Genomic DNA, 12,524 nt, shown 5'->3' on the forward strand with positions numbered 1-12,524 from the left:
ATGGACGGCTGGTTATCGCGGGCCGGAAAAAGTGTAACGTCTGCTGTAAGTGGTTGATTCGCCGGGTTTGAGCGCAATGCCGCAGAAGGTTTCCGGACAAAAGGCGTCTTTGTTGTTCCAGCTGTAAAAGTTTACGACGGGGAACAGATCCTCCACAAGCACCGAAAGCGGCGAATCGTCGCGGGTGAGCTTCATCCAGTGGGTTTTCATCCCTTCATACCCATGCACCCAGAACGCGGTGGATGCGGTCGCCTGGTCGAATGCGGCCACCCGGTAGGCGTCACGCTCGATCAAAAGGCTCCCGCGCCGCAGCGTTGGCGCAATGGAATAGGGAAACTGCAGCCGGTAGCCGCGGTTCACCCCATCCGCGCCAAAGCGGAAAAAGTTATGGCTGAATTCCGTGGCGCGGATCTCCTTTTCGCCCACGTTGTGCAGGGTGTGTGTAACCGTCAGAACGGTACCCTGGAGGGAAACTGTCTTGCGCTGGTCGACCGCGATTCCGTTGCAGAAATGGGGAAGGGTATGGAAGGCGGCTTCCGTATCGTTTTGGCAGAGGACTTCCCGCTCAAACGGCGTTACTTCGTATGCCTTGGTGAACTGAAATGGGAGGGTGTCGCTCTTTTTCAGAAGCCCGACCCCGATCATTGGAAAGGAATCAGCGAAAGCGGTACTGTCATAAATGGATGTGTCGGCCCACTCGAAGACGCTGCACAGCCCAATCCCGCCGAGTCCACAGCCGCCGTCGGACGCAATCTCGCGGGAAAGGAAGGTGGATTTCCCATAAAGCGTCACCTGCTTGACGATTCCGCTCCAGTCGTAGCGGGAACCGCGATAGTCGCTCCCAATGTCCGAGATCTCCACAGTCAGAGCATTGTTATGCAGAATCATTGCCGTCACATCCTCAATCTTTAAAAATTGTTCATATTGCATATTGACTTTTGTGTGAAAACAATATAACATCTAAAATATCAAATGTCAAATATATGATTTTGGGATGGGAATAGAGGTATGCAGGATTTCATTGAAACCAACTCCACCGTTGCATCGCGCGTGACTGAAAAGCTGCGTTCGGATATCATCACCAAAAAAATCGCTGCGGGCAGCAGAATCACGATTAAGGAGATCTCCGAGCGGTATGGCACCAGCAATATGCCGGTGCGGGAAGCCTTTCGAATCCTTGAGGGCGAAAATCTTCTGAAGTTCAGCGCCTATAAAGGCGCGGAGGTTTTAAAAATTGACATCAGCTTTATCAAGGACATCTATGGGGTTCTGCGGGCTTTGGAGGATCTGATCTATGAAACCGCACTGCCGGCTGTGGATGACGAGCTGCTGGACCAGCTGACAAAAACCAATGAAAAGATCAGGTCGCTCCAGGATCGTCAGGTTGCTGCCTATGTGGATCTCAATACAAGCTTTCATCAGCTTATCATTGCGCGGGGCACAAATGAAAAAGCTATCGAGCTTTACACATACTATAACCGTCTGATCAGGGAGATCAGAAAGAGCTACACCCCTTCCTTTGAGCGGATCAAACAGGTGATCCCGGAACACGAAAGCATTATCGGTGCACTGAGGGAAAAGGACGTCCTGAAGCTGAAGGCCGCCGTCGACACACATGTTATGAACGCCCAGAAAAACTTCAGTGTGCAGTACAATTCGGAGAACTGACTGTTCCGCATGGGGAAAGCGCCGCATGTTCGATGCGCCGTTGTAGGCCGTGGAAAAATAAAAGAGGGTCCCCATCCTTTTTTATTTAAAATATCAAATATCAAATATCATAAACGGGGGGAGAAAAATGAATCTGACCTGGCTGGGGCAGGCCGGTTATTACCTGGTAAGCCCGGGCGGGCTGCGGATCATGATAGACCCATACCTGTCGGACGCGCTGCGCAGGGCCCAGGGGGAGGATTTCCTGCGGGAAGTTCCGATTGACCCTGCCTGGTGTCAGGCGGAGACCGACGTACTGGTCATCACCCATTGCCATGCTGATCATATGGACTTTGAAACGCTTGACTGCCTATTGCTGCGGGATCATCCCGTCAGCGTTCTGGCACCGCTCAATGTCTGGCAGATCCTGCGGGCGAGGTACGGAGGCGCGCATAATTACATCCAGTTTGACCATGGGATCGAGGTGAGCATCGGGGACGTGCTGTTTTGTTCGGTGTTCGCGGCGCACAGCGACGAGCGGGCGATTGGGATCCTCCTCCAAAGCCCGGACTGCGTTCTTTATCATACCGGGGACACCCTCTGGCACCGGAGGATATTCGAGGAGATCGACCGCCGCGTCAACGCCCTGCTGCTCCCCATCAACGGGCAGGGGAACAATATGAACGCCGTGGATGCAGCCCGCTTTACAAGAAGGATCCAGCCGGATCTGGTGCTTCCAATGCATTTTGACATGTTCCGGAAGTTCGGATGCGGCGTCGGGGATTTTTACGCGCAGTTTACCGCTGACGAACAGAAGAAGATCCTGGTTCCGGAGCATTACAAAGAATATTGTTTATGGTTTGGAGAGTCGAAATGAGGATAACAGAGATACATACCTATACCGTGTTCATGTACCGTACCAACTATGTGTTCATTGAAATTGAAACCGACGAAGGGACCACCGGCGTTGGGGAGGGTACCCTCGAATATAAGGAACACGCTCTGCTGGGAGCGGTTGAAGATATCCGGCGGGTCCTGATCGGCAGGGACCCCCGGCAGATTGAAAAGATCACGTCCGAACTTTACCGGGATTCCTACTGGCGGAACTGCGCGGCGCTGCAAAGCGCGGTGTCGGCTGTGGATATGGCACTTTGGGACATCAAGGGCAAGCTGCTGGGGGTTCCGGTGTACGAGCTGCTTGGCGGGAAGGTCCGGGACAGGGTCCGCATGTATGCGAACGGCTGGTTTGCCGGTGCGAATACCCCGCAGGAGTTTGCCTCGGCCGCAAAGGCGGCAAAAGAAAAAGGCGTGACAGCGCTCAAATGGGACCCATTTGGAAAAGCGTATCTCTATATGGATCGCGGCGAACTGGCGCGGTCGATCGAGACAGTGGAAGCGGTACGCGCCAGCGTGGGCAGCGAGGTGGATCTGCTCATCGAGGGGCACGGCCGGTTCGATATCGAAACTTCGGTGCGCGTTGCCCAGGCGCTCAAGCCGTTCGAACCCATGTTTTTCGAGGAACCCACGCCTCCGGACTCGATCGACGCGCTTGCCGAGGTGCGCAGAAAATCGCCGGTTCCCATTGCGGCCGGGGAACGGCTTTATGCGCCGGTCGCCTTCCGGGATTTTCTGGAGAAGGGCTGTGCGGATTTCATCCAGCCGGATGTCAGCCATTGCGGCGGCATCTCCGCGATCAAAAAGATCGCCTCTATGGCGGAGAATTACTATGTTGCGGTTGCCCCCCACAATCCGAGCGGCCCGGTGGCGAACGCGGCCACGCTGCAACTGGCGGGATGCCTGACAAACTTTCGGATACTGGAAATTATGATGACCGATATGAGCTGGCGGAAGCGGCTCACGGATGAACGGGTGATTTTTGCGGACGGGACAATTTTGATTCCGGACCGGCCGGGGTTGGGGCTTTCCCTCAACCGGGAGGAGTGCGGCGCACATCCTTTCCAACCGGTTGACCTGCGGCATTACAAAGGGTCACTGACAGATATCCGTCCCAGAGACGCGGCGGAATATTATTTTGAAGGGATCTAGCAGTGCGAAAAATACACAAAACCGCATTGCGGACGTCGCAAAATTACGAGCGAAAAGTATAAAAAAGCTTTCCTTTTTTACGAGATAATTTGACTTGTGCCAACAAAAGCATTTTCTTAAAATGAAAGCGGCGGGTTTCTCAGTCCATACAGAATATCCGGCTGGGAGGACCCGCTCCAAAAAGGAGCGTAAATGATGTTTGATCTGAATGGGAAAGTCGCATTGGTAACGGGGTCATCGGCGGGGCTTGGTGCGGCGATCGCGCGCTGCATGGCGGACGCCGGCGCGGATGTGGCGGTAAACTACGTGTCGCCGTCCTCTGCGGAAAAAGCTGAACGGCAGGCGGAGTATATCCGTTCAAAAGGCCGCCGGGCGGCGGTGATCCAAGCGGATGTCGCCAGTGAAGCGGATGTCAGGCGGATGATTGACACGGTCCGCCGGGAGTTCGGAAGGCTGGATATCCTGGTGAACAATGCGGGCATCAACAGCAATTTTAATATTGACAACATGACGCTCGAGGCGTGGCAGAAGATCCAGGACGTCAATATCACCGGAGGATTTCTCTGCAGCAAATACGCCCTGCCGGTGATGCGCGAGCATGCATTCGGCAGGATCATCATGATCAGTTCAATGGTGGGCGAACAGGGAGCTCTCTTTGGGCAGGTTCACTATGCGGCCACCAAAGGGGCGCAGATGTCCTTTGCGAAGACGCTGGCACGTACAGTGGCCAAAGAGAACATCACCGTCAATTCGATTGCGCCGGGGGTCCACATGACCGAGACGCTTCATGAGATTCTGGTGGAATCGGATCCGCACCGGATGGATAAGACGATACCGATGATTCCGATGGGAAGGCTTGGCACCTGCGAGGAGGTGGGTTATGCGGCGGTATTCCTCGCTTCGGAAGAGGCTTCCTACATCACGGGTTTGACCGTCGATGTAAACGGCGGAATGTATATGAGATAACGATAAGTTAAGGAGGGAAAGCTATGAGGGCTGTCACAAAGCTGTTCGACAAGCTGGAATGGCTGTTAAAACAGATTTCATCCTGCCTGATGGTGGTTTTCACGTTTCTTGTATTCCTGCAGGTATTTACAAGATACTTTCTCAATTTCCCGCTGAGCTGGACCGAACAGCTCGCGAGGTACTTGTTTATCTGGATGATCATGCTCTATATGCCGGTACTGATGCGGCAGAAGGTCAATATGTCCTTCGATATTCTGCTTAAGCGCCTCCCCAAAAACATCCAGGAAATCTTCTTTTTGTTCTGTGAACTCATGATCGCAGTGTTTGCAATCATGTATCTCACCAGCGGAATTGAATTCTGCACCGCATTTCAGGAGAAAATTCTGATCGGCATCAATATCAAAGCGGTTTATATCTATTCCGCACAGATTGTCGGGTCGGGGATGCTGCTGCTGTTCACGCTGGAGATTATGTATTATCACTTTATGGAAATGATTGGCAAAAAACGGGCGGAAGGGGGACAGACAGAATGATTGCACAGCTGTTTATTGTGTTTTTTGTACTTATGATGCTTGGCATGCCGCTCGCTTACGCAATGGCGACCGCTTCCGGCCTCTGCTTCTTTTTGACGCCGGAGCTGCCAAACCTCACCATGGCGCAGAAAATGTTCACCGCAATGGACTCTTTTTCGATGCTGGCGATCCCGTTCTTCATGTTCGCCGGGTCCCTGATGAACGAGACCGGCATCACCGAAAAAATTATCGCATTTGCCAAAACGATTGTCGGCCACTTCCGGGGCGGCCTTGCGCAGGCAACGGTTGTGACGGGCGTCATGCTGGCGGGCAAATCCGGTTCGGCCAACGCGGACACCTCGATCCTCGCCAAGATCATGGTCCCGGCGCTGGAAAAAGAGGGGTATGAAAAGGGGTTCAGCTGTTCGCTGGTCGCGGGCTGCGGCGCGCTTGCCCCGGTTATCCCGCCGAGCATTATGATGGTGGTCTATTCCGGCGTGACAGCCATATCGATCGCAAGCCTTTTCATGGCGGGCATCGTGCCGGGACTGATCATCGGCGGCGGCTACCTGATTGTGAACTATCTCTACGCGAGAAAACGCGGGATTCCCAAATCGCATTTCGTTGGCCTGGCAGCGGTATGGAAAACCTTTAAAAAGGCGATCTGGGCGCTCATGATGCCGCTCATCATCATCGGCGGCATTATGAGCGGGATGGTCACCGCCACCGAGTCGGGAATGATCGCCACCGTGTATGGGCTTATTTATGGGTTCGCATCGAAAAACCTCACCCTGAAAACGCTCAAAAAGTGTATTGACGACGCGGTCAGCGCAACGGTCAACCCGATGCTGATCATCTCGTTTGCGGGCCTGTTTGGCTTCCTGATCACCTATAACCATTTCTCTGAGCTGGTGATGGGAATTATGAACGGCATCACCACCAATCCATATATGATCCTGATCATCATCAGCATCATCCTGCTCATCGCGGGGATGCTGCTGGACGCGAACGCGGCGCTGCTGATGCTGGTTCCCATCTTTGCCCCGCTCATCAGTGTATACGGATACGATGAGATCCATTTTGCGATGGTTTGCATCCTGACGCTGGTTATGGGCGGTATGAGCCCGCCGGTGGCGATGCTGCTTTATATCGCGTCAAGCTGTACGGAGACTCCGCTTGATCAGGTGGTAAAGCATATCTGGCCGTTCCTGGTTGTGAACTATGCGGTGGTTATTTTGGTGATATTCTGTCCGATCATTGTCACCTGGCTTCCGGCTCTCATGTAGGGCGGTAAAAAAGCTGCGGCAGGCTTTGGAAGCAAAGAGGGGATGATTTGCACTAAAAATGCGGTAACGGAAAACGGATCGTATGAGTAGGAAGCAGAAACTGCAATCTATGTTAGAGAAGGAGAAGATTATGAAAAAAAGAGCACTGGGAATTTTATTGGCGGTCTGTATGACGGTGGGAACACTTCTGGGCGGATGCGGATCGAAGGAAGCGCCGGCCGCACAGCCTTCACAGGCCGCGTCCGCGGAGTCTGGATCAGCGCCGGCCGCCCCGGAGGAAGAATTCACACAGATTGAAATGCGCCTTTCCCATCACAATGCGCAGAATCAGCCGATTCATGAAGCCTTTGAAAAATGGGTCAGCCTGGTGAGTGAAAAGACCGGGGGCGCGGTCAAGATCAGCGTTTTTCCGGCGGCTTCGCTCTATAATCAGGAGGACGCCCTGGATGCCGTAAAAGCGGGCGCGCTTGAAATGGCGCTGGGAGATACCAGCGTAATTTCCAATATCCAGCCCGAGTATGCACTTTTTTCCTATCCATTCCTGCTGGACAGCTACGAAGCGGCGGAAAAAGTCATTCTCGGCGACATTGGCAGGAGCGTCGATGAAAAATTTGTCGCGGACAACGGGATCAGGCCGCTTGGCTGGACCTGGAACGGATACCGCAATATCTGCTCCAACAAGCCGTTGACCTCCATGGCGGACTGCAAAGGGATGAAGCTGAGGAGCCCCGGCGCGGACGTCTACCTCAATACCTTCAAAACCTTGGGAATGGCCCCGCAGGTTATCTCCTGGTCCGAGGCGTATTCCGCGATGCAGACCGGTATTGTCGACGGTGTTGAAAGCTCGCTCGAAGCATTCTATACCCAGGGTTTCTACAAACTCGGCGATAACATCTGCCTGTCCCACCACATGCTTTCCACCATCGGGCCGATCATCAACGAGGATGTGTGGCAGAGCCTCAACGAAAATACCCAGAAGGTCCTGCTCGACGCATGGGCGCAGTGCCAGGCGGATCTCAACAAGACCTCGATCGAAAATGACAATAAATATCTGGAAGCGCTGAAGGAAGAGGGATGCAATATCACCGAATTCTCCGACAAGGATCAGATTTTTAATACCTTCTCTGAGATGTGGGATACCTCTGCCACGGAAATCGGTGCAAAGGATATCCTGGATCAGATTAAAGAGACTGTAAAAGGATAATCCGCCGCCAGGAACGTATGCAAAAACGGCCGTAAGTTCCTTTTGGAAAATGTGCGGAACATCCCGCGCATGACAAATAAACGGAGCCCGGATCAGTGTTATGCTGATTCGGGCTCCGTTTATTTGTCTGTAAGTGTTCTGATTTATCAATTGGTATGTGCAAATGCAACAAACAAAATGAATAATATATAGCATAACAGAGAAAAGTGGATAGATTATTGACATAAAAGGACGCATATGCTTTAATATTGTCAGACAATCGTACTAACATTCAATCATACAATATTGCTTGAAGAAGTGCGGTCGGACAGATATGAAAAGGAGAATTGATATGAAGAAAAGATTTGCGGCATTACTCGTTGGTCTCATGGTGGCGGCTACCGGCCTTATGACCGCCTGCGGCGGCGGAACCTCCGCCTCCTCCGCGGCCCCAGCGGCTTCCTCCGCCCCGGCTTCCTCCGCGGCAGCCGATTCCGCAGCCCCTCAGGAGGTCGTTTCCTTCAAAATGGTAGGCAACAACTCCTCCGCCCTTTCGACCGAAGCGGCAAAAAAAATTGCGGCGATTATTGAAGAAAAGTCCGGCGGCTCCCTCAAACCGGAGCTCTACCTCGAAGGCCAGCTCGGCGACAATGACGAGGACCTTTGCACCGGCCTTTCCGAAGGAAACTATGAGATGCTGCTCAATGCGGAAATGCTCTTCAACTGGGCGGTTCCCGAGTGGATGGAGCTGTTCAACATGGCGTTCATCTTTGAGGATCAGCAGCACCTGCAGAAGTTCTGGGAGAGCGATATGGGCAAAGACCTGGGCCAGATGCTGATTGAAAAGTACGGCGTGCGCGCTTATCTCGACACCATCGCGCTGCGCGGACCGCGTTATCTGACCGCGAACAAAGAAATCAAATCGGTTGCCGATATGGCCGGCGTCAAGCTGCGCACCCCGAACAACGCGGGTGTTATCGCTTCCTGGCAGGCAACCGGAGCGAACGTCACCCCGGTTGCCTGGGGCGAGCTGTTCGGCGCGCTGCAGAGCGGAATCGTGAACGCGCAGGAAAACCCGCTTGCGAATATCGACCAGGCCGGACTTTATCAGGTGCAGAGCTATCTGATGCAGACCGAACATCAGTACACCAACTACTTCATGTACTTCAATGACGCCTGGTATCAGACCCTGACCGCCGAACAGCAGGCAATCATCAGCGAGGCGATCGATGAGGGCTTCAAATGGCACAACGAGCAGGTCAACGCCGAGGATGAGCAGTTCCTGAAATCCTTCCAGGAAAAGGGCATGACCCTTGTAACAAAGGACCAGATCGACATCGACTCCTTTAAAGAGAAGATCATCCCGGCGCTGCTGGAAGAAAATAAAGACCTCTATCCGGAAGGCGCCTACGAGAAAATCCAGGCTCTGAAAGACTGATTTGAAAGGGGAGCTCCCAGGTGGGCAAAATTGCAGCGGCAATGGCCAAGCTGACCGGCTGGCTGGAAAAGGTCGTCAAAGTGATTGCAATTGCACTGTTGGTGGTCCTGGTCAGCACGGTATTCTTCCAGGTGGCAAGAAGGACACTTACCGGAAAATCCTTTATCGAAATTGAAGAATTCTCAATCATAATGGCTTCGTGGTGCGCCTTCATGACAGTTGCCTATGCGGTGCGCAGAAAGGTACATGTCCGCATCGAGGTGTTCACTGATAAGCTCCCGTTCCATCTGAAACACAGCTTGATGCTGGTGATCCAGGCAACGATATTTGTGGCAAGCGTCCTGCTGGTCAAATACGGCTGGATGCTCGGACAGAAGAAGATGATGGTCCCGCTGACCGTCCTGCCGCTCCATTCGGGCTGGTGGTATTTCTCCTTCCCGGTCGGCATGGCGTTTGCCTGTGTGTTTCTGCTGGACAATGTGATCCAGGAGGTCGCGACGCTCAAAAACGGACCGGCGGCTGCAGATTTGCAGCCGCCGGAGGAAAGCGGGGTGTAAGAGATGGTTGTGGTACTGGGATTTATCCTGATGATTATTCTGGGTGTGCCGGTCGGTTTCTCGATGGTTCTTTCGGCTTTTTTCTATGTCGTCCTCACCGGATCGGTTTCGCTCACCTTTATCCCGCAGGCAATGATCAGCGGCGTTTCCTCCTATACGATGCTGGCGATTCCGTTTTTCATGCTCGTGGGTGAGCTGATGAACAGCAGCGGCATCACAAAACGTATCTTCCATTTTGCAAACTGCTGCGTCGGCCACATCACCGGCGGCCTCGGCCACGTCAACATCCTTTCGAGCATGCTCTTCGCGGGGATGTCCGGCGCGGCGGTTGCCGACTGCGCGGGGCTGGGCGCGATTGAAATCAAGGCGATGACCGAGGAAGGCTTTGACGTCGATTTTTCGGTCGGCGTCACAGCGGCCTCGTCGATCATCGGCCCAATCATCCCGCCCAGCAGCCCGATGGTCATGTTCGGCATCGCGGCGGGTGTCTCGATCGGCTCGCTTTTCATGGGAGGCATCACGGTTGGCGTCATCATGGGGCTATTCATGATGATCACCGTATATATCATTTCCAAAAAACGCAAATATCCGAAACATCCGCGCGCAAAGTTTGGGGAGATTTCCAAGGCGTTCTTTTCGGCGCTGCCGGCGCTGCTTTCCCCGATCATCCTCGTGGGCGGCATCCTTTCCGGTTTCTTCACACCGACCGAAGCGGCGGCTGTGGCCGTGTTCTATTCCCTGTTTGTCGGCGTGTTCATCTACCGGGAGCTCAAATTTGACGACATCCTGCGCGTGCTGGTCATCGGCATTGAGAACCTCGGGCTGGTCATGCTGCTGATGTCCTCCGGCAAGGTATTCGCATGGGTGCTTGGCATGGAGAAAATCGCCGAACGCGCGACTGAGATGCTCTTCAGCATCACCAGCAGTCCGGCGGTGATTATCCTGCTGATCAACCTGCTGCTGCTCTTCATGGGGACTTTTATGGAAACCAATGCGAGCATCCTCATTTTAACGCCAATTTTAATGCCGATTGTCCAACAAATTGGCATGCATCCGATCCAGTTTGGTGTTATAATGATATTTGCCCTGATGATCGGGCTTCTGACCCCGCCGATGGCGATCTGCCTGTTCATCACATCAAAGCTGGGAGGGATCTCGTTCCAGCGGGCTTTCAAAGCGGTCACGCCATATTATGTGGGGCTGCTGGCCGTTCTTGCGCTGATCAATATTTTCCCACAGATAATTCTCACAGTACCGAAACTCTTGTTGGGCAATTCGTTTTAGGTGGTAGTTTATGGAACCGATTCAAAAGAAATCCACAGTTGACCTTGCGGTGGAAAAGCTGATTGAATATGTGCAGGGCGGCAATATCGAGGTGGGGGAAAAGCTGCCGGCCGAGGTGGCGCTCTGCAAAGAACTGAATATCAGCCGCACAACTGTGCGGGAAGCTTACCGTGTCCTGCAGTCACAGGGATACCTGGATATACAAACCGGGAAGGGTGCTTTTGTCAAAAGCAAGGAACGGGATTTTGTCCAGGAAGCGACCAACTGGATTTCCTCACACAAGGTTCAGATGAGCGACTATCTGTTTGTGCGCATGGCGCTCGATCCCCTGGCGGCCCGCCTGGCGGCAGAAAATGCGACCGAACAGGATATTGACGACCTATGTGCAATTCATAAAGCGTTCGTGGAGGCAGTCCACCGCAGGGATAACGAAACGCTGGAACTGCTGGATGCCAAATTTCACGAACGGATCGCGCGGGTGACCCACAATGACCTGTTGCTGTCGCTTGTGCGCATCACAAACCACTATTTCAAGCTTCTGCGCCAGACCAGTTTCCGCTTTGAAGCCCATGCGGAGCATGCGCTCATGCCGCATGAGCAGATCCTGGAGGCCATTGCGGGAAATCATCCGGAGGATGCAGCAAAGGCAAGTACGGAACATATGCTTGCTGCGTTCCAGGATCTTTGCGGCTGGCAGCCGGAAATCTGAATGATCTTTTCATAGTACGGGAAAAGCAGCCGCGGATTCCGCGCGGCTGCTTTTTTCTGAAAAAATGGAGGAAAACCTGATGAATATACAAGCGCTCGAGGAAAAATGCCGGCTTCTGCGCCGGGATATCCTGACGATGGTGGGCAATGCCGCCAGCGGTCATCCGGGCGGTTCGCTTTCCGCCGTGGAATTGATGGCGGGCGTTTATTACACCCAGATGCGGTTTGATCCGAAAAATCCAAAGGATCCCTGCCGGGATCGTTTCGTTCTGAGCAAGGGACATGCAGCCCCCTGTTATTATGCGGTTCTTGCGGATCTCGGCTTTTTTGATAAAGCAGAATTTCAAAATTTCCGCCAGTTGCACAGTATCCTGCAGGGACATCCGGATACCAAAAAAGTCCCGGGCGTCGACGCTTCGACCGGTTCGCTTGGCCAGGGAATTTCCATCGCGGTGGGGATGGCGCTCGGTGCGAAACTGCAGAAGAACGGTGTTAGAGTCTATACGCTGCTTGGCGACGGCGAACTGCAGGAAGGCCAGGTCTGGGAGGCCTGCATGGCGGCCGCCAATTACCGCCTGGACAATCTGACCATACTAATCGACAACAACGGCCTGCAGATCGACGGCAGAAACGAGGAAGTCATGTCGCTGGGCGACCTGCACGCAAAATTTACCGCTTTCGGGTTTGATGTGATTGAACTGCCGGACGGCAACGATATCCGCCAGGTGGCCGCTGCGCTGGAAGTGCCGGCAATGCCGGGCAGGCCGAAATGTATCCTTGCCCACACGGTCAAGGGCAAGGGGGTTTCCTTTATGGAAAACGGTGTCGGCTGGCATGGCAAAGCGCCTGATTTGGAAGAACTCGAACGGGCGCTCCGGGAACTGGAGGGATAAGAAG

The 12,524-nt window shown here is 53.6% G+C and carries 13 protein-coding genes; 12 read left to right on the top strand and 1 reads right to left on the bottom strand.

Annotation, left to right across the window (positions count from 1 at the left end):
• Positions 1-12: 12 nt before the first annotated feature.
• The gene (locus BN4275_RS07550) at positions 13-888 is read right to left on the bottom strand and encodes an aldose 1-epimerase (protein WP_066456227.1); all 876 of its coding nucleotides are present in this window, start codon (positions 886-888) and stop codon (positions 13-15) included.
• A gap of 120 nt (positions 889-1,008) precedes the next feature.
• Here BN4275_RS07550 and BN4275_RS07555 point away from each other — a divergent pair, with 120 nt between their 5' ends.
• The 12 genes from BN4275_RS07555 (at position 1,009) to BN4275_RS07610 (ending at position 12,520) form a co-directional block, all read left to right on the top strand.
• Positions 1,009-1,668 (top strand): GntR family transcriptional regulator, encoded by a 660-nt coding sequence (locus BN4275_RS07555; RefSeq protein WP_066456234.1) that lies wholly within the window; start codon positions 1,009-1,011, stop codon positions 1,666-1,668.
• A 127-nt stretch (positions 1,669-1,795) separates the two neighbouring features.
• Positions 1,796-2,524, top strand: coding sequence for an MBL fold metallo-hydrolase (locus BN4275_RS07560; RefSeq protein WP_066456237.1), 729 nt, complete (start codon positions 1,796-1,798; stop codon positions 2,522-2,524).
• A complete protein-coding gene (gene dgoD, locus BN4275_RS07565; RefSeq protein WP_066456240.1) occupies positions 2,521-3,693 on the top strand; it encodes a galactonate dehydratase in 1,173 nt (390 codons plus the stop codon). The genes BN4275_RS07560 and dgoD overlap by 4 nt, the downstream gene beginning before the upstream one ends.
• A 195-nt stretch (positions 3,694-3,888) precedes the next feature.
• Positions 3,889-4,659: an SDR family NAD(P)-dependent oxidoreductase gene (locus BN4275_RS07570; protein ID WP_066456244.1), complete on the top strand. Its 771-nt coding sequence runs from the start codon at positions 3,889-3,891 to the stop codon at positions 4,657-4,659.
• A 23-nt stretch (positions 4,660-4,682) separates the two neighbouring features.
• Positions 4,683-5,192 carry a TRAP transporter small permease gene (locus BN4275_RS07575; protein ID WP_066456246.1) on the top strand — a complete coding sequence of 170 codons (510 nt, stop codon included), beginning with the start codon at positions 4,683-4,685 and terminating at the stop codon, positions 5,190-5,192.
• A complete protein-coding gene (locus BN4275_RS07580; protein WP_066456252.1) occupies positions 5,189-6,457 on the top strand; it encodes a TRAP transporter large permease in 1,269 nt (422 codons plus the stop codon). Before BN4275_RS07575 ends, BN4275_RS07580 begins: the two co-directional genes overlap by 4 nt.
• A gap of 130 nt (positions 6,458-6,587) precedes the next feature.
• The gene (locus tag BN4275_RS07585; RefSeq protein WP_066456254.1) at positions 6,588-7,661 is read left to right on the top strand and encodes a TRAP transporter substrate-binding protein; all 1,074 of its coding nucleotides are present in this window, start codon (positions 6,588-6,590) and stop codon (positions 7,659-7,661) included.
• Between the two features lie 331 nt (positions 7,662-7,992).
• Positions 7,993-9,078 carry a TRAP transporter substrate-binding protein gene (locus BN4275_RS07590; protein WP_118479502.1) on the top strand — a complete coding sequence of 362 codons (1,086 nt, stop codon included), beginning with the start codon at positions 7,993-7,995 and terminating at the stop codon, positions 9,076-9,078.
• A 20-nt stretch (positions 9,079-9,098) separates the two neighbouring features.
• Entirely contained in the window at positions 9,099-9,635 is a 537-nt protein-coding gene (locus tag BN4275_RS07595; RefSeq protein WP_066456261.1) for a TRAP transporter small permease, read from the top strand.
• Between the two features lie 3 nt (positions 9,636-9,638).
• Complete coding sequence (locus BN4275_RS07600; RefSeq protein ID WP_066456263.1) at positions 9,639-10,919, top strand: TRAP transporter large permease; 1,281 nt, start codon at positions 9,639-9,641, stop codon at positions 10,917-10,919.
• Between the two features lie 10 nt (positions 10,920-10,929).
• The gene (locus tag BN4275_RS07605; protein ID WP_066456266.1) at positions 10,930-11,628 is read left to right on the top strand and encodes a FadR/GntR family transcriptional regulator; all 699 of its coding nucleotides are present in this window, start codon (positions 10,930-10,932) and stop codon (positions 11,626-11,628) included.
• Positions 11,629-11,707: 79 nt separating this feature from the next.
• Positions 11,708-12,520 carry a transketolase gene (locus BN4275_RS07610; protein ID WP_066456269.1) on the top strand — a complete coding sequence of 271 codons (813 nt, stop codon included), beginning with the start codon at positions 11,708-11,710 and terminating at the stop codon, positions 12,518-12,520.
• Positions 12,521-12,524 lie beyond the last annotated feature (4 nt).

Source organism: Anaerotruncus rubiinfantis, assembly GCF_900078395.1.
Classification (GTDB): domain Bacteria; phylum Bacillota; class Clostridia; order Oscillospirales; family Ruminococcaceae; genus Anaerotruncus; species Anaerotruncus rubiinfantis.